The following is an 18,296-nucleotide window of genomic DNA, read 5'->3' as shown; positions in this document are numbered from 1 at the left end:
CTGGCGATGGGATCAGCTCAATCCTGCAGACAAACCCGGTTGCCGGCATCGCTGGCAAGCCAGCTCCCACAATGGTGGCCTTGATGGGGGCGGACCTTGTAGGAGCCAGCTTGCTGGCGATGGGATCAGCTCAATCCTGCATACAAACCCGGTTGCCGGCATCGCTGGCAAGCCAGCTCCCACAATGGTGGCTTTGATGGGGGGCGGATCTTGTAGGAGCCAGCTTGCTGGCGATGGGATCAGCTCAATCCTGCAGACAAACCGGTTGCCGGCATCGCTGGCAAGCCAGCTCCCACAATGGTGGCTTTGATGGAGGCGGACCTTGTAGGAGCCAGCTTGCTGACGATGAGATCAGCTCAATCCTGCAGGCAAACCCGGTTGCCGGCATCGCTGGCAAGCCAGCTCCCACAATGGTGGCCTTGATGGGGGCATACCTTGTAGGAGCCAGCTTGCTGGCGATGGGATCAGCTCAATCCTGTAGACAAACCCGGTTGCCGGCATCGCTGGCAAGCCAGCTCCCACAATGGTGGCTTTGATGGGGGCATACCTTGTAGGAGCCAGCTTGCTGGCGATGGGATCAGCTCAATCTTGCAGGCAAACCCGGTTGCCGGCATCGCTGGCAAGCCGGCTCCCACAATGGTGGCTTTGATGGAGGCGGACCTTGTAGGAGCCAGCTTGCTGGCGATGGGATCAGCTCAATCTTGCAGGCAAACCCGGATCGGCGTTGTGGGAATAGGAATTAATCGCAAATTTATTTGCGGGTTTTCGGGCGTCCTTCGACAAATAGGGCATAGGACCATTTAATTGCAGGAGCCCCACGCCAATGTCCCGTGTTTTTCGCAACCTTCCTTTGTCGTCGCGCAACCGTTTAGCCATCGCCTTGCACGCCGTTTTACTGGGCAGCGGCGTGCTGACGGTCGCGCAGCCGGTCACAGCCGCGCCTGTCAGCGCGCAGCGCAGCTTTGATGTGCCGGCTAGCGATCTGCAGGAGTCGTTAAATATATTTGCCCAGCAGGCCAATATTTCCCTGCCTTACGACCCCGCGCTGGTGAGTAACAAACAGGCTCCCGCCCTCAAGGGCCGATTTGATGTGGCGCAGGGCTTGCAACGCCTGCTCGGCGGCAGCGGCCTGACCGCCACCGAAAGCGCCGAGGGTGTGTGGACTCTGTACCCGCTGACGTCCGGCGGGGCTGACGGGCAATTGCAACTGCAAGCCACCAGCGTAACGGGGCAGGTATTAGGTGCTACCACTGAAGGCAGCCATTCCTACACCACCGGGGAAACAAGCACCGCCACCAGGCTGGCGCTTTCGCTGCGAGAAACACCGCAATCGGTCACGGTCATCACCCGTCAGCAAATGACTGATCAAGGCTTGGGCAGCATCGCCCAGGTGCTGGGGCAAACCCCGGGGATCACGGTGGTGCATGACGATAGCGAGCGATTCAACTTCTACTCCCGTGGCTTCACCCTGGATAACTTTCAGTACGACGGCGTGCCGACCTCGGATTTCACTACTAATACCAATGGCCTGGGCATGCGCGACATGGCGATTTACGACCGGGTTGAAGTAGTGCGCGGCGCAACAGGGTTGATGAGCGGGGTGGGCAGCCCGTCCGGCGCGGTGAACCTGGTGCGCAAGCGTCCAACCAAAGAGTTTCAGGGGTATGTGGCCGGCAGCGGCGGCTCCTGGGACCGCTATCGCAGTGAACTGGACCTGTCGGGCCCGCTTACTGAAAACGGTGCGGTGCGCGGCCGGATTGTCGCGGCCCGTGAAGATGGCCGCTCCTTTATCGATCGCTATTCCTCCACCAAGGATGTGTTCTACGGTATCGGCGAAGCCGACCTGAGCGATGACACCACCGCCTATGCGGGCATCGACTATCAACGCATCAACTCCAATGGCTCAAGCTTTGGTCAATTACCGCTGTATTACAGCGACGGCAGCCGAACCCACTTCAAGCGCTCGACCAATCCGGCGGCGAAATGGGCGTATGCCGACAGCGAAAGCACCAAATACTTCGCCGGGGTAGAACAGCGTTTTGCCAGCGACTGGCTGCTCAAGGTCGAGGCCAGCCACTGGAAAGGCAATACCGAACAGCTACAAGGCAACATCGTGGGCTGGGGGCCGTTCCCGGACAAAACCACCGGTCAAGCGCAGTTCATGAGCGGTACCAAAACCTTCGAAATAAACACGGACACCCTGGACGCCTATGCCACCGGGCCATTTGAGTTGTTGGGCCGCAGCCATGAGCTGGTGCTGGGGGTTAACGTCAGCAACCGCCGTACCGACTATCTGGCCATGAATGCCGATGATGTGACCATCAACTATCAAGACTGGAACAACGACGCGCCACGCCCTGCTGATTTAAGCCGCGGCTTAAAGCAAAGGTATAAAACCAGAGAGTCAGCGGCCTACGGCGCGTTGCGCTTGAAGCCCACGGATGATTTGTCGGTCATTCTCGGGACACGGGTGGTGGACTACGACCGCAAGGGGTCCATGACCTACAACGCCGAGCAAACAACGCCGACCACGGATAACTCGAAAACATCTGGGAAAATGATCCCTTACGCGGGCATCGTCTACGACCTGAATGAAAACCACTCGGTCTTTGCCAGCTATACCGATATTTTCACCCCGCAAAGTTACTTTGACCGTGATGACAAAGTCCTGGCACCGATGACCGGACAGAGCTATGAAACAGGATTGAAGTCGGAATATTTCGGCGGCGCCCTCAACACCAGCTTTGCACTGTTCCTGATCAAGCAGGACAACTACGCCCAATACGACGGCGTGCGCTCCAACGGCGAAGAGGCCTACAAGGCCATCAGCGGGACAAAAACCAAAGGCTTTGAGGCTGAAATCTCCGGCGAAATCATGAGCGGCTGGCAGTTGCTCGCGGGCTATACCTACGCCCAGCCACGGGACAAGGACGGCAAACGGATCAACAGTAACCACCCTGAGCAGTTGTTCAAGCTGGCGACCAGTTATCAGCTCGACGGCGACCTTAAAGACCTGACGGCCGGCGGTAATGTGGCGTGGCAAGGCTCGACCTACACCGAGCTGGATTCCTCGATCAAGGCTGATGCCAAGGAGGGCAGCTTCGCGGTGGTGGGCTTGATGGCCCGCTATGAGATCAACCGCAACCTCAGCGCTACGGTCAATCTCAACAACGTGTTCGACCGCGAATACCTCAGCGGTTACGGGCTGTATTCGACCTATTACTACGGCGATCCACGCAATCTGATGCTGGGGATGAAGTACAGCTTCTGACGCAATGCTTTGCGCTTTCTGTAGGAGCGAGCTTGCTCGCGATCTTTTCCTGCGCAGCACCTCAAATCGTCAAAAGCTCGCGAGCAAACTCGCTCCTACCGGCGAGTTCGCTCATGCGGTGAGCGGCATTCAGCTATGGTTGGTTCAGCCAGGCGGCTGCAGGCGCAACATCTGATCTGCGTCAAGACTGTCTGAGCGCACCGGCATAGGCTGAGCTCAACCCATGGGAGGTAGTGACTGATGAGCATCATCGTAACCGGGGCCGCCGGTTTTATCGGCAGCAACCTGGTGAAGGCACTTAACCGGCGCGGTGAGCGTGACATCATTGCCGTGGACGATCTGACTGAAGGCGATAAGTGCCGCAATCTGGCGGACTGTGATATCGAGGACTACATCGATAAACGCGAATTCGTGCATCGTTTTTCCAACCGTCAGTTGGGTGATATACGCGCCGTGCTGCATCAGGGCGCATGCTCCAGTACGGTTGAAAGTGACGGCCGGTTGATGATGGACAACAACTACCGTTACAGCTGTGACGTGCTGCAAGCCTGCCAGGAGCAATCGACTGCTTTTATTTATGCCTCCTCGGCTGCGGTCTATGGCGCCAACCGGGATTTTCGCGAAGTTCGCGAGTGTGAGCGGCCGCTGAACGTTTACGCCTACTCCAAATTTCTCTTCGACCAGTACGTGCGCCGGCTACTGCCCAGGGCGCGCAGCCAGATTGTGGGTTTGCGCTACTTCAATGTGTACGGCCCGCGCGAGCAACACAAAGGGCAAATGGCCTCGATGGTCTGGCATTGCTTCAACCAGTACCGCGAGCATGGTCATGTCGAGTTGTTTGGTGAGTACGGCGGCTACCCGGCAGGCGGGCACATGCGCGATTTTGTCGCGGTGGAGGATGTGGTCAAGGTCAATTTGCACTGGCTCGATCACCCGCACACCAGTGGTATTTTTAACCTGGGTACCGGTGTGGCCCGTACGTTCAACGATCTGGCGCTGGCGACAATCAACTGTTTGCGTGGGGCAGCGGGGCGGCCGCCCTTGACCCTGGAAACGGCAGCCCTTGAAGGGGCGTTGCGCTATTTCGAATTCCCTGAAGAGCTCAAGAGCAAATATCAGGTTTACACCTGTGCCGACCTGAGTCAGTTGCGTGAGGCGGGGTATGGCGAGCCGATGGCGGGTCTGGAGGCGGGCGTGGAACGCTATTGCAGGAGTCTGCTGATTCGCTGAACACCCCTGTGGGAGCGGGCAAGTCCGCTCCCACAGGTTTTGTGCTGCTGCGCCTGCGGGAGAGGCGCGGGTTACTTGGCGGTTAACAATGCCTCGAGTTTTTCCTGGTCGCGGGCGAACTGGCGGATGCCCTCGGCCAGTTTCTCGGTGGCCATTGCGTCTTCGTTGGAGGCCCAGCGGAACTGCGCTTCGTTCAGGCTCTGGCGTGGTTCGCCCTGATGGCCCGGGCTCAATTTGCGCTCCAGTTGGCCTTGGTCCAGTGCCAGTTTTTCCAGCAGGTCCGGGCTGATGGTCAGGCGGTCGCAACCGGCCAGCTGTTCGATCTGGTTCAGGTTACGGAAGCTGGCACCCATGACCACGGTCTTGTAGTCATTGGCTTTGTAGTAGTTGTAGATGCGGGTCACGGACTGCACACCCGGATCATCCGAGCCTGTGTAGTCAATGCCGGTGGATTTTTTGTACCAGTCGTAGATCCGGCCCACGAACGGCGAAATCAGGAACACCCCGGCATCGGCACAGGCAGCAGCCTGGGCAAACGAGAACAGCAGGGTCAGGTTGGTTTGAATGCCGTCATTTTCCAGTTTTTCAGCGGCACGGATGCCTTCCCAGGTCGAGGCGAGCTTGATCAGTACCCGGTCGCGGCCCACGCCGGCCTTGTCGTAAAGCTCGACCAACTGGTTGGCTTTTTTCAGCAAGGCATATTCGTCGAACGACAGGCGTGCATCGACTTCGGTCGAAATACGGCCCGGAATGACCTTCAAGATACCGCTACCAACCGAGACCGCGAAGTGGTCGCAGGCCAGGCCAACATCACCGTTTGCGTGGGCGATGGCGTTTTTCAGCAGCTCGGCATAACCCGGCATGGCTGCGGCTTTAAGCAGCAGGGATGGATTGGTGGTGGCATCAACAGGTTTGAGGCGGGTAATCGCGTCGAGGTCGCCGGTGTCTGCGACCACGGTGGTGAACTGCTTGAGTTGTTCCAGCTTGGAAGTCATGAGCGTCTCTGTCGGAAAGGTATTAATGGCTGTACAGATTGAGTGCGTAGTCGATCAAAAGTTCGTTAAACCCAAGCTGGCAGAATGCCGCCGAACACCTTGGTTGTGCAACTGATCGTGCGATTTAATCTGTGCAAAGGGCCATTCTCCTCGATTCAGAGTTCCAGCGTGTACCGGTCTGGCTTGCGGCTTTGTGGCTCGCTCATCTGCACTGCGTTGATCTTTTTACCCGTGGCGCGTTCAACCCGGCGCGCCACTTCAGGGTCATCGGCAAAGGGGATCAGGCTGGCCTCGTCGATATCGCTTTGGGTTTTATGTTTCAAACACCAGCTGATGGCGCAATAGAGGCTGATGACGGCTGCGCAATTGAGGGCTATTTCGATCATGTCCAGCGCTCCTTGTTGGATAGCACCCGGCGCAGGTCCGGCGACCTGCGTCGGGTGAGGGTCAAGCTATCTGTGCCGTCAGCTCGGCTTGCTTGAGGTTGGCCACGCGTACTGTCCGCCACACGTTCCAGCACATCAGCAGCATGCCGCTGAGGAAGAACAGCCCGCCCACCAGACGAACGACGTAGCCCGGGTGGCTGGCGGTCAACGACTCTACGAACGAATAGGTCAGGGTGCCGTCGTCGTTGATCGCGCGCCACATCAGGCCCTGGGTGATGCCGTTGACCCACATCGAGGCGATGTACAGCACGGTGCCGATGGTCGCCAGCCAGAAGTGCAGGTTGATCAGCCCAATGCTGTACATCTGCTCGCGGCCGAAGATCTTCGGAATCATGTGATAGAGCGCGCCGAAGGTGATCATCGCCACCCAGCCCAAAGCGCCGGCGTGGACGTGGCCGATGGTCCAGTCGGTGTAGTGGGAGAGGGCGTTGACAGTCTTGATTGCCATCATCGGCCCTTCAAAGGTCGACATGCCGTAGAACGCCAGGGACAGCACCAGAAACCGCAGGATCGGGTCGGTGCGCAATTTATGCCAGGCCCCCGAAAGGGTCATCATGCCGTTGATCATGCCGCCCCAGCTCGGGGCCAGCAGGATGATCGACATGGCCATGCCCAGCGACTGCGCCCAGTCAGGCAGTGCGGTGTAGTGCAGGTGATGGGGCCCGGCCCAGATATAGAGAGTGATCAGCGCCCAAAAATGCACAATCGAGAGGCGATAAGAGTAGATCGGCCGGCCGGCCTGTTTCGGCACAAAGTAGTACATCATCCCGAGAAAGCCGGTGGTCAGGAAAAATCCTACTGCGTTATGCCCATACCACCACTGCACCATGGCGTCGGTGGCCCCGGCATACACCGGATAAGACTTGAACCAGTCCACCGGAATCGCCAGGTGGTTGACCACGTGCAGCATGGCAATCACCAGAATAAAGGCGCCAAAAAACCAGTTGCCGACGTAGATATGTCTGGTTTTGCGCTGCACCACGGTGGTGAAGAACACGATGGCGTAGGCGACCCAGACCACGGTCAGCCACACGGCACCGGTGAATTCTATTTCTGCGTATTCCTTGGTTGTGGTGTAGCCCAGCGGCAGGGTGACCAGCATGATCACGATCACTGATTGCCAGCCCCAAAAGGTGAAGGCCGCCAGCTTGTCTGAGAATAACCGCACCTGACAGGTGCGCTGCACCGCGTAATAGCTGGCGGCAAACTGTGCGCTGCCGGCAAAGCCGAAAATCACCAGGCTGGTGTGCAGGGGTCGCAGGCGGCCGAAGGTGGTCCAGGGCAGGTCCAGGTTCATTTGCGGCCAGACCAGTTGCGAGGCGATCCACACGCCCATGGCCATGCCGACCACCCCCCAGACTACCGTCATGATGGCGAATTGGCGGACGACCTTATAGTTATAGGCCTGCCCGTTTAGTGCTGTGCTCATGCTCAAGTCTTCCACGGTTCAAAGTCCTGCCAGGCCTGGTGGTCTGGCGCTGGGTGAACTCTAGGAAGTTGGCCAGAAACAAAACAGATTCAGGGGGATAGAATTAATACGGAGCAGATATAAAGGCATATTCATGAGCTTTTTTTATTATCTGATCTGCTTTTTTATAGCTGTATGTTTTTTTAATTGATCTGAGCTGTGCCGTTTCGGCTCTGTTGTCATGGGGAATCGGTGCCCAAGCCAGCGCTTTTGGGGAGGATTAGCTATAACTACTCTTCGCACACAAAATGTTACGTTCTCCACGGGAGCCACAAAATGAAGCTAGGGCTGATGATGGGTACCTTGTGTATTGCCTCACTCGGGGTAGTCGGTTGTGCAAGCAAGGTCCAGCAGCCGGATGAATACTCCGGTTTTTTGAAGGATTACAGCCGTCTTAAAGAAGCCAAATCGCCTTCGGGCGCTGAAGTAATGCGCTGGATCGATCCAAAGCTGAATGTGAACAAGTACACCAGCGTCTATATCGAGCCAAGCCAGCTCTACCCGGCGCCGAAACCGACGGAGAAGATCCCGCAAAGCACTTTGAACGGTATCACCAGCTACTACGATCAAGCGCTCAAGCGTGAACTCAGCAAGTCATTGCCCTTGGCCAGTGCCCCCGGGCCGGGCGTGATTGTGCTGCGGCCAGCGATCACTGCCGTGAGCAGCGAGACCGAGAGCCTGGCACCTTACGAATATATTCCGGTAGCGCTGGTGGCAGCGGCGGTCAGTACTGCGTCGGGTATCCGCGATCAGGAAACCCAGCTGGCAACCGAAGCGGTGTTTATTGACGGGCAAAACCAGCAAGTTGTCGCGCAGGTGGTGCGCAAAGGCATCGGCAAGCCGCTGGCGAACAGCAGCCAGGCGATGAAGCCGGATGACGTGAAAAAAGTGATTGATGGCTGGGCATCCGATCTTCATCAGTCGTACCTGAAACTTAAAAATCAGTAACACACCTCAGGCAATGCAGCGAATCGGGGCTGTTTGCATTGCCTGACGGCCCGTTTTCGCTGACGCCTTTGCCGAGCCTGTCTTCAGGTCGTAACCCGATCCATGACAATTTACGTGCGGGCCGTAGGTCGGCTGCCTGATTCGTGTTTAACTTCGGCCTCTTCAAAAACCGTTAAGAAGGACATCGTTCATGGCTCAAGTGACGCTTAAAGGCAACCCTGTTCAAGTCAAAGGCGAACTGCCAGCAGTAGGTTCCAAGGCGCCGGCGTTTTCGCTGGTAGCAGGTAATTTGTCCGATGTGACATTGGCCAGCCTTGCGGGCAAACGCAAAGTGCTGAACATCTTCCCGAGCGTTGATACTCCGACCTGCGCGACTTCGGTGCGCACGTTCAACGCCAAGGCCAACGAACTGGCCAACACCGTGGTGCTGTGCATCTCGGCTGACCTGCCGTTTGCCCAGGCCCGTTTCTGCGGTGCCGAAGGTCTGGAAAACGTACAGAACCTGTCGACCCTGCGCGGTCGTGAGTTCATCGAGAACTACGGCGTGGCAATCGCTGATGGTCCGTTGGCTGGTCTGACTGCCCGCGCGGTAGTCGTGCTGGACGAAAACGACAACGTGCTTTACAGCGAGCTGGTTAAAGAAATCGCTGAAGAGCCGAACTACGAAGCAGCACTGGCTGCTTTGAAGTAAGTCGCAGCGCTACCTAAAAAACGGCCCGGCATTTATTGCCCGGCCGTTTTTTTGTGGGCTGCTACAAATAACTCTGCAGGCGTGGAGCCCGGCCCGGTGTAAATGTCACACCCGTCGGTTAAAACCGAACCGCCCCCCACTGCTGCGGCAGACGATTAACAGGATTGCAGGGCAAACCCATGGCCTTGACACCGCTATAACGTAAATACCCGGTAAAGAACCTTTTCATAACCGTGCGCACTGCTTATCTTTCAGCCTCCTGATAATAAGCGCTCGCCGCCCAATGGTTGATCATTCAATGCAATCGTCTGTTTCCCACAAATCTCGTCGCTGGCTGTTTGGCCTGCTGGTCCTGTTGATCGTTGTTGCCCTGTGCTGGTGGCTGTGGCCATCCGCCTCGAAAAAGGCAGCGACTGCTCAGCCCGCCGGGCACACCAGCAAGTCGGGGATGATGCGTCCCGGATTCGGCGGTTCGACCCAGGCCGTGCCGGTTCGGGTTTCAGAAGTGACGCGGGGTGATTTTCCGGTCTACTACAAGGCGCTGGGCACGGTAACCGCGCTCAACACGATCAATGTACGCAGCCGGGTAGCAGGCGAGCTGGTCAAGGTCTATTTCAAGGAAGGGCAGATGGTCAAGGCTGGCGAACTGCTGGCTGAAATCGACCCGCGCAGCTATCAAAACGCCTTGCTCCAGGCCGAAGGCACGCTGTTGCAGAACCAGGCCCAGTTGAAAAACGCCCAGGTCGATGTGCAGCGCTATCGTGGCCTGTACGCTGAAGACAGTATCGCCAAGCAGACCCTGGACACCGCAGAAGCACTGGTCGGCCAGTATCAGGGTACGGTCAAGACCAATCAGGCAGCGGTCAACGACGCCAAGCTGAATCTGGACTTCACCAAGATTCGCGCTCCGATCACCGGCCGTGTGGGCCTGCGTCAACTGGACGTCGGCAACCTGGTGGCGGCCAACGACACCACCGCGCTGGTGGTGATCACCCAGACCGAGCCGATTGTGGTCAGCTTCACCTTGCCCGAGAAGGACCTTGCCCTGGTGCTTGAGCGTTATCGCAGCGGCGCCAAGTTGCCGGTACAGGCCTGGAACCGTGGCGACACCCAGGAGCTGGCGACAGGGGTGTTGAGCAGTATCGATAACCAGATTGATATCACCACCGGCACCTTGAAGTTCAAGGCCCTGTTCGATAACCGCGATCAGGTGTTGTTCCCCAATCAGTTCGTTAACGTGCACCTGCTGGCCGACACTCTGAAAAATGTGGTCCTGGCCCCGACCGCAGCGATTCAGTACGGCACCAACGGTTCGTTCGTCTATGTGATGGACGGCGACAAAAAGGTCAAGATTCGCAGCATCAAGGCCGGTGTCACCGACGGTGATGTGACGGTGATCGAACAAGGCCTCGAGCCCGGCGATCGCGTAGTGCTTGAAGGCACAGACCGCCTGCGTGATGGCGGTGCGGTGGAAGTGGTCAACGACAGCACCGAGGTGCCGGCCACTCCGGCGCAGCACCTGCAAGGCGGGTCTGAAGCCGATGCAACGGCTGATGGCAAGGGCAAGGCCCACGAATGAATCTGTCGCGGCTGTTTATCCTGCGCCCGGTCGCAACCACGCTATGCATGCTCGCCATCGTGTTGTCCGGGATCATCGCCTATCGCTTGTTGCCAGTATCGGCCTTGCCCCAGGTCGATTACCCGACCATCCGCGTAATGACGCTCTATCCGGGTGCCAGCCCGGATGTCATGACCAGTGCGGTGACTGCACCGCTTGAGCGTCAGTTCGGGCAAATGCCGGGCCTGACGCAAATGGCCTCCACCAGCTCCGGCGGTGCTTCGGTGCTGACCCTGCGTTTTAACCTCGACATCAATATGGATGTCGCCGAGCAGCAGGTGCAGGCCGCGATCAATGCCGCCAGCAACCTGCTGCCCAAGGATCTGCCGGCGCCACCGGTGTACAACAAGGTCAACCCGGCGGATACCCCGGTGTTGACCCTGGCGATCACCTCCAAAACCATGCTGTTGCCCAAACTCAATGATCTGGTCGACACCCGCATGGCGCAAAAGATCGCCCAGATCAGCGGCGTCGGCATGGTCAGCATTGCCGGCGGTCAACGCCAGGCGGTGCGCATCAAGGTCAACCCTGAAGCGCTGGCCGCCAACGGTTTGAACCTGGCGGACGTGCGCACCCTGATCGGTGCCTCCAACGTCAACCAGCCCAAGGGCAACTTTGACGGCCCGACCCGGGTGTCGATGCTGGACGCCAATGACCAGCTGAAAACCCCGCAGGAATATGCCGAGCTGATCCTTGCCTACAACAACGGCGCGCCGTTGCGGCTCAAGGATGTGGCGGAAATTGTCGATGGCGCCGAAAACGAACGTCTCGCCGCCTGGGCCAACGAAAACCAGGCCGTGTTGCTGAATATTCAGCGCCAGCCGGGCGCCAACGTGATTGAAGTGGTGGACCGGATCAAGGCGTTGCTGCCAAGCATCACCGACAACCTGCCGGCCGGTATCGACGTTACCGTCCTCACCGACCGCACCCAGACCATCCGCGCCTCGGTGCGCGATGTGCAGTTTGAATTGCTGATCGCCATCGCGCTGGTGGTGATGGTGACGTTCCTGTTTCTGCGTCGCGCCAGCGCCACCCTGATCCCTTCGATTGCCGTGCCGCTGTCGCTGGTGGGCACCTTTGGTGTGATGTACCTGGCGGGATTCTCGATCAATAACCTGACGCTGATGGCCCTGACCATCGCCACTGGTTTTGTGGTCGATGACGCCATCGTGATGCTGGAAAACATTTCGCGTTACATCGAAGAGGGCGACAGCCCGATGCAGGCCGCGCTCAAGGGGGCCAAGCAAATCGGCTTTACCCTGATCTCGCTGACGCTGTCGCTGATTGCGGTATTGATTCCGCTGTTGTTTATGGCTGATGTGGTGGGGCGCCTGTTTCGCGAGTTTGCGATTACCCTGGCGGTGGCGATTCTGCTGTCGCTGGTGGTCTCGCTCACACTCACGCCCATGATGTGTGCGCGCCTGCTCAAAGCCGAACCCAAGGAAGAAGAGCAGGGGCGGTTCTACCGCGCCAGTGGTGCCTTCATTGACTGGATGATCGCCCGCTACGCCAGCATGTTGCAGTGGGTCCTCAGGCATCAGCCGCTGACCCTGCTGGTGGCCATCGGTACTCTGGCGCTGACGGTGGTGCTGTACATGGTGGTGCCCAAGGGCTTCTTCCCGGTGCAGGACACCGGGGTGATCCAGGGCATCTCCGAAGCGCCGCAGTCCATCTCGTTCAGTGCCATGAGCCAGCGTCAGCAAGAGTTGGCCCGGATCATTCTGCAAGACCCGGATGTCGAGAGCCTGTCGTCCTACATCGGGGTGGACGGGGATAACCCGACACTCAACAGCGGGCGCATGCTGATCAACCTCAAGCCCCATAGCGAGCGCAGCGAAAGTGCCGCGCAAGTGATTGAGCGCCTGCAGCCGCAACTGGACCAGCTGGTGGGTATTCGACTGTACATGCAGCCGGTGCAGGACCTGACCATCGAGGACCGCGTCAGCCGTACGCAATACCAGTTCAGCCTGTCCTCCCCGGACGCCGAGATGCTCAGCACCTGGAGCCAGAAACTGGTGACGGCGCTGAACAATCAGCCCGAGTTGACCGATGTGGCCAGCGACCTGCAGGACAAGGGCCTGCAGGTGTTCCTGGTGATTGACCGCGATGCGGCTTCACGCCTTGGTGTGTCGGTGGCCAACATCACCGATGCGCTGTATGACGCCTTTGGTCAGCGCCAGATTTCCACCATTTACACCCAGGCCAGCCAGTACCGCGTGGTGCTGCAGGCCCGGGACGGCGAGAAAATCGGCCCCCAGGCGCTGGAGCAGATCCACGTCAAAACCACCGATGGCGGCCAGGTCCGGTTATCGAGCCTGGCCAAGGTCGAAGAGCGCCAGGCACAACTGGCGATCTCTCATATCGGCCAGTTCCCTTCGGTGATGGTGTCGTTCAACCTGGCGCCGGGCGTTGCCCTGGGGCAAGCGGTCGAGTTGATCGATCAGGTGCAGAAAGACATCGGCATGCCGGTAGGGGTGAAGACCGAGTTCCAGGGCGCAGCCCAGGCCTTCCAGGCCTCGTTGTCGAGCACACTGCTGCTGATTCTGGCGGCAGTGGTGACCATGTACATCGTGCTCGGCGTGCTTTACGAGAGCTACATCCACCCGATCACCATCCTCTCGACCTTGCCCTCGGCAGCGGTCGGGGCCTTGCTGGCCTTGATCCTGAGTGGCAATGACCTTGGGATGATTGCCATCATCGGCATCATCTTGTTGATCGGTATCGTAAAAAAGAACGCGATCATGATGATCGACTTCGCCCTCGACGCCGAACGCAATCAGGGCATGGCCCCCGAGCAAGCGATCTATCAGGCCGCACTGCTGCGCTTCCGGCCGATTTTGATGACCACTCTGGCGGCGCTGTTCGGTGCCATACCGCTGATGCTGGCCACCGGCTCCGGCGCAGAGTTGCGACAGCCACTGGGGCTGGTGATGGTCGGCGGTCTGCTGGTGAGCCAGGTGCTGACCCTGTTTACCACCCCGGTGATCTACCTGTACTTCGATCGACTGGGCCGCCGCTGGCGGGGTGATGCGGCTTCGTCCGAGCAGGCGTCGGTATGAACCTGTCCGGTCCGTTCATCAAACGTCCCGTGGCGACCATGCTCCTGAGCCTGGCCATCATGTTGCTGGGCGGGGTGAGTTTTGGGTTGTTGCCGGTGTCGCCGCTGCCGCAGATGGATTTCCCGGTCATCGTGGTGTCGGCCAGCCTGCCGGGCGCCAGCCCCGAGGTGATGGCGTCCACGGTCGCCACCCCGCTGGAACGTTCCTTCGGCGCGATTGCCGGGGTCAACACCATGAGCAGCCGCTCGAGTCAGGGCTCGACCCGGGTCATCCTGCAGTTCGATCAGGACCGCGACATCAACGGCGCCGCCCGCGAAGTGCAGGCGGCGATCAATGCTTCGCGCAACCTGTTGCCCAGCGGCATGAAAAGCATGCCGACCTATAAAAAGGTCAACCCGTCCCAGGCCCCGATCATGGTGCTGTCGCTGACTTCCGACGTGCTGTCCAAGGGCGAGCTGTACGACCTGGCCTCGACCATCCTGTCCCAGAGCCTGTCTCAGGTGCCGGGCGTGGGCGAAGTGCAGATCGGCGGCAGCTCGCTGCCTGCGGTGCGCATCGAACTGGAGCCGCAACTGCTCAACCAGTACGGTGTGGCGCTGGATGACGTGCGCAACACCATTGCCAACGCCAACGTACGCCGGCCCAAGGGCGCGGTGTCCGATGGCGATCGCAACTGGCAGATCCAGGCCAATGACCAGCTGGAAAAAGCCAAGGATTACGAACCGCTGATCATTCGCTACCAGGACGGTGCAGCCTTGCGCCTGAGCCATGTAGCCAAGGTTCAGGACAGCGTTGAAGACCGCTACAACAGTGGTTTTTTCAACAACGATGCGGCCGTATTGCTGGTGGTCAACCGCCAGGCCGGGGCCAACATCATCGAGACCGTGAACGCGATCAAGGCCCAGTTGCCTGCACTGCAGGCGGTGTTGCCGGCCAGCGTCAAACTGAACCTGGCCATGGATCGCTCGCCGGTGATCAAGGCCACCTTGCACGAAGCCGAGATGACCCTGCTGATTGCCGTGGCGCTGGTGATTCTGGTGGTGTTCCTGTTTCTGGGTAACTTCAGGGCCTCGCTGATTCCGACCCTGGCGGTGCCGGTATCGCTGGTGGGCACCTTTGCCATCATGTACCTGTACGGTTTCTCGCTGAACAACCTGTCGCTGATGGCCCTGATTCTGGCCACCGGGCTGGTGGTGGATGATGCCATCGTGGTGCTGGAGAACATCTCGCGGCATATCGACGCCGGTATCGCGCCGATGAAAGCGGCGATGCTGGGGGCCAAGGAAGTCGGTTTTACCCTGCTGTCGATGAACGTTTCGCTGGTGGCGGTATTTCTTTCGATCCTGTTTATGGGGGGGATTGTCGAAAGCCTGTTCCGTGAGTTTTCCATCACCCTGGCCGCCTCGATCGTGGTGTCGCTGGTGGTGTCGCTGACCTTGACGCCCATGCTTTGTGCGCGCTGGCTCAAGCCCCATGTGCCGGGCACCGAAAACGCCATGCAGCGCTGGAGCATTCGCCTTAACGAGCGCATGGTCGCCGGTTATGCCCGCAGCCTGGACTGGGTGTTGCGCCACAAGCGCCTGACCCTGTTGAGCCTGCTGGTGACCATTGGCGTCAACGTGGCGCTGTACGTGGTGGTGCCCAAGACCTTCATGCCGCAACAGGACACCGGGCAGTTGATCGGCTTTGTCCGCGGTGACGACGGTCTGTCATTCAGCGTGATGCAACCGAAGATGGAAATCTTCCGCAAGGCGGTGCTGGCCGATCCGGCGGTCGAGAGTGTGGCCGGCTTTATTGGCGGCAATGGCGGCACCAACAACGCGGTCATGATCGTGCGCCTCAAGCCCATTTCCGAGCGCAAGATCTCTGCGCAAAAAGTCATTGAGCGCCTGCGAGACACCATGCCCAAAGTGCCCGGCGGGCGCCTGATGCTGATGGCCGACCAGGACTTGCAGTTCGGCGGGGGGCGCGAGCAAACCAGTTCGCAGTACTCCTACATCCTGCAAAGCGGCGACCTTGGTGAACTGCGGACCTGGTACCCGAAGGTGGTGGCCGCGCTCAAGGCTCTGCCTGAGCTGACGGCAATCGACGCCCGTGAAGGACGGGGCGCGCAGCAAGTGACACTGGTGGTGGATCGCGATCAGGCCAAGCGCCTGGGGGTGGACATGGACATGGTGACCGCCGTGCTCAACAACGCCTACAGCCAGCGCCAGATTTCTACCATCTACGACAGCCTGAACCAGTACCAGGTGGTGATGGAGGTCAACCCCAAGTACGCCCAGGACCCGCAGACCCTGGAGCAGGTACAGGTGATCACCGCCGATGGCCAGCGGATTCCGTTGTCGGCCATTGCCCATTACGAGAACAGCCTGCAGGACGACCGGGTCGAGCACGAAGGCCAGTTTGCCTCCGAGACCGTCTCGTTTGACATGGCTCCCGGGGTATCGACCGAGCAGGGCACCGCAGCGATTGAGCGGGCCATTGCCAAACTCGGCCTGCCCGAAGACGTGATTGCGAAAATGGCCGGCACCGGCGATGCCTTTGCCGCGACCCAAAAAAGTCAGCCGTTCATGATTCTGGGCGCGCTGGTGGCGGTGTATCTGGTGCTGGGGATTCTCTATGAGAGCTATATCCACCCATTGACCATTCTCTCGACCTTGCCGTCGGCCGGGGTGGGTGCCTTGCTGAGCATCTACCTCACGGGGGGCGAATTCAGCCTGATATCGCTACTGGGCCTGTTCCTGCTGATCGGGGTGGTGAAGAAAAACGCGATTTTGATGATCGACCTCGCGCTGCAGCTGGAACGGACTGCCGGGTTCAGCCCTGAAAATTCGATTCGCAGCGCGTGCCTGCAACGTTTGCGCCCGATCCTGATGACCACCCTGGCGGCCATCCTGGGGGCCGTGCCGTTAATGCTCAGTACTGCCGAAGGGGCAGAAATGCGCCAGCCGCTGGGCCTGACCATTATCGGCGGGCTGATCTTCAGTCAGATCCTGACCCTTTACACCACCCCGGTGGTTTACCTCTATCTTGATCGCGCCCGCCATCGTTTCAACAAATGGCGTGGCGTGCGCACTGATGCTGCTCTGGACACTCCGTTATGACCTCTCGTTTGCTTAAACTCGCTCCGCTGGTGTTATCGGGTCTGTTGCTCAGCGCCTGTGCAATCGGTCCGGACTACCAGCGTCCCGAATCGGCGGCGCCGTCGGATTACAAAGAGGCTGCCGGCTGGACCCGGGCCAACCCCAGTGATGCGCTGGCCCGTGGAGCCTGGTGGGAGCTGTATGACGACGCTCAGCTCAATGGGCTGGTGGAGAAACTCAACAGCACCAACCAGACCGTGGCTCAGTCCGAGGCCCAGTTCCGTCAGGCCCAGGCTCTGGTGCGCAGCGCCCGCGGGGCGTTTTTACCCAGCGCCGACTTGAGCGTGGGCAAAACCCGCTCCAGTCAGGGCACCGGCAGTTCCAACTCCAGTTTGACCAGCTCCAGCAGTGGCATTCGCGACACCTTGAACGCCCAGGTCGGGGTCAGCTGGGAAGCGGATGTCTGGGGCAAGCTGCGCCGCGGGCTGGAAGCCAATGAAGCCACTGCCGAAGCGAGCCTGGCCGACCTGGCCGCCATGCGCTTGAGTCAGCAGTCGGAACTGGTGCAGAACTACCTGCAACTGCGGGTGATCGATGAGCAAAAACGCTTGCTGCAAGCGACGGTCGAGGCTTATCAGCGTTCGCTGAAAATGAGCGAAAACCAGTACAAGGCCGGGATTTCCGGCAAGGACGCCGTGGCTCAGGCGCAAACCCAGTTACGTAACACCCAGGCCAGCCTGATCGACCTGATCTGGCAGCGCGCGCAATTTGAGAACGCCATTGCGGTGCTCACCGGTCAGGCGCCTTCGGGGTTTAGCCTGGCTGAAACCACAACCGTTCCCGCGCTACCGCAAATCCCGCTGAGCCTGCCTTCGCAGTTACTGGAACGGCGTCCGGACATCGCCTCGGCGGAGCGCTCAATCATCGCCGCCAACGCCAACATCGGCGTGGCCAAAGCCGCTTACTACCCCGATTTCAGCTTGAGCCTTCAGGGCGGTTACAGCAGCAGTCAGTACCAGGACTGGATCAGCGTGCCGAACCGTTTCTGGTCGGTGGGGCCCAAAGTATCCTTGCCGTTGTTCGATGGTGGCCAGCGTTCGGCCGAGGTTGACCGCAACGAGGCGGTGTATGACCAGACCGTGGCCAAGTACCGCCAGACCGTGCTCGATGGCTTGCGCGAAGTGGAAAACTACCTGGTGCAGCTCAAGGTGCTGGGCGATGAGAGCGTCGTCCAGGAACAGGCACTGGAGTCGGCCCGCGAGTCGTTACGCCTGACCAACAATCAGTACAAGGCTGGCCTGATCGCTTACCTGGACGTCGTGGTGGTCCAGGCCACGGCCCTGAACACCGAACGCAGCGTGCTTAACTTGCAGCAAAGCCGCCTGATTGCCAGCGTCAAACTGATTGCCGCACTGGGCGGTGGCTGGGACGGCAATACCGATCTGAGCGAAGACCGCTAATCAACCTGAACCTTGCAGGCGCGAGCT

General features: G+C 59.3%; 11 protein-coding genes. 8 read left to right on the top strand and 3 right to left on the bottom strand.

Features of this window, described 5'->3' with window-relative positions; translation table 11 throughout:
* Positions 1 to 823: 823 nt before the first annotated feature.
* Both ACP7BO_RS11840 and rfaD read left to right on the top strand, forming a co-directional pair.
* On the top strand, positions 824 to 3,271 hold the full coding sequence (locus ACP7BO_RS11840) for a TonB-dependent siderophore receptor (RefSeq protein ID WP_426210542.1): 2,448 nt from the start codon (positions 824 to 826) through the stop codon (positions 3,269 to 3,271).
* 240 nt (positions 3,272 to 3,511) lie between these two features.
* Positions 3,512 to 4,501, top strand: a complete 990-nt coding sequence (gene rfaD / locus ACP7BO_RS11835) for an ADP-glyceromanno-heptose 6-epimerase (protein WP_426210540.1) — start codon at positions 3,512 to 3,514, stop codon at positions 4,499 to 4,501.
* Between the two features lie 71 nt (positions 4,502 to 4,572).
* Here the strand turns inward: rfaD and tal are convergent, their stop codons facing one another.
* From tal to ccoN, 3 genes are all read right to left on the bottom strand, one after another.
* The gene (gene tal / locus ACP7BO_RS11830) at positions 4,573 to 5,496 is read right to left on the bottom strand and encodes a transaldolase (RefSeq protein ID WP_060691574.1); all 924 of its coding nucleotides are present in this window, start codon (positions 5,494 to 5,496) and stop codon (positions 4,573 to 4,575) included.
* 155 nt (positions 5,497 to 5,651) lie between these two features.
* Entirely contained in the window at positions 5,652 to 5,882 is a 231-nt protein-coding gene (locus ACP7BO_RS11825) for a hypothetical protein (RefSeq protein ID WP_060691575.1), read from the bottom strand.
* Positions 5,883 to 5,943: 61 nt separating this feature from the next.
* A complete protein-coding gene (gene ccoN / locus ACP7BO_RS11820; protein ID WP_397456381.1) occupies positions 5,944 to 7,371 on the bottom strand; it encodes a cytochrome-c oxidase, cbb3-type subunit I in 1,428 nt (475 codons plus the stop codon).
* A 315-nt stretch (positions 7,372 to 7,686) separates the two neighbouring features.
* On the opposite strand from ccoN, the gene ACP7BO_RS11815 reads away from it, so the two are divergent.
* From ACP7BO_RS11815 to ACP7BO_RS11790, 6 genes are all read left to right on the top strand, one after another.
* The gene (locus tag ACP7BO_RS11815; protein ID WP_426210537.1) at positions 7,687 to 8,358 is read left to right on the top strand and encodes a DUF3313 domain-containing protein; all 672 of its coding nucleotides are present in this window, start codon (positions 7,687 to 7,689) and stop codon (positions 8,356 to 8,358) included.
* 190 nt (positions 8,359 to 8,548) lie between these two features.
* A complete protein-coding gene (gene tpx, locus ACP7BO_RS11810; protein WP_060691578.1) occupies positions 8,549 to 9,049 on the top strand; it encodes a thiol peroxidase in 501 nt (166 codons plus the stop codon).
* 283 nt (positions 9,050 to 9,332) lie between these two features.
* Entirely contained in the window at positions 9,333 to 10,628 is a 1,296-nt protein-coding gene (locus tag ACP7BO_RS11805; RefSeq protein ID WP_060691580.1) for an MdtA/MuxA family multidrug efflux RND transporter periplasmic adaptor subunit, read from the top strand.
* On the top strand, positions 10,625 to 13,726 hold the full coding sequence (locus ACP7BO_RS11800) for an MdtB/MuxB family multidrug efflux RND transporter permease subunit (protein ID WP_060691581.1): 3,102 nt from the start codon (positions 10,625 to 10,627) through the stop codon (positions 13,724 to 13,726). The genes ACP7BO_RS11805 and ACP7BO_RS11800 overlap by 4 nt, the downstream gene beginning before the upstream one ends.
* Positions 13,723 to 16,830 carry an efflux RND transporter permease subunit gene (locus ACP7BO_RS11795; RefSeq protein WP_426210534.1) on the top strand — a complete coding sequence of 1,036 codons (3,108 nt, stop codon included), beginning with the start codon at positions 13,723 to 13,725 and terminating at the stop codon, positions 16,828 to 16,830. The genes ACP7BO_RS11800 and ACP7BO_RS11795 overlap by 4 nt, the downstream gene beginning before the upstream one ends.
* On the top strand, positions 16,827 to 18,269 hold the full coding sequence (locus ACP7BO_RS11790) for an efflux transporter outer membrane subunit (RefSeq protein ID WP_426210532.1): 1,443 nt from the start codon (positions 16,827 to 16,829) through the stop codon (positions 18,267 to 18,269). The genes ACP7BO_RS11795 and ACP7BO_RS11790 overlap by 4 nt, the downstream gene beginning before the upstream one ends.
* Positions 18,270 to 18,296: the final 27 nt, after the last annotated feature.

It is taken from the genome of Pseudomonas sp. TWR2-1-1, from assembly GCF_049897045.1.
Lineage (GTDB): Bacteria > Pseudomonadota > Gammaproteobacteria > Pseudomonadales > Pseudomonadaceae > Aquipseudomonas > Aquipseudomonas versuta.
This window is presented reverse-complemented; position numbering and strand designations above follow the sequence as displayed.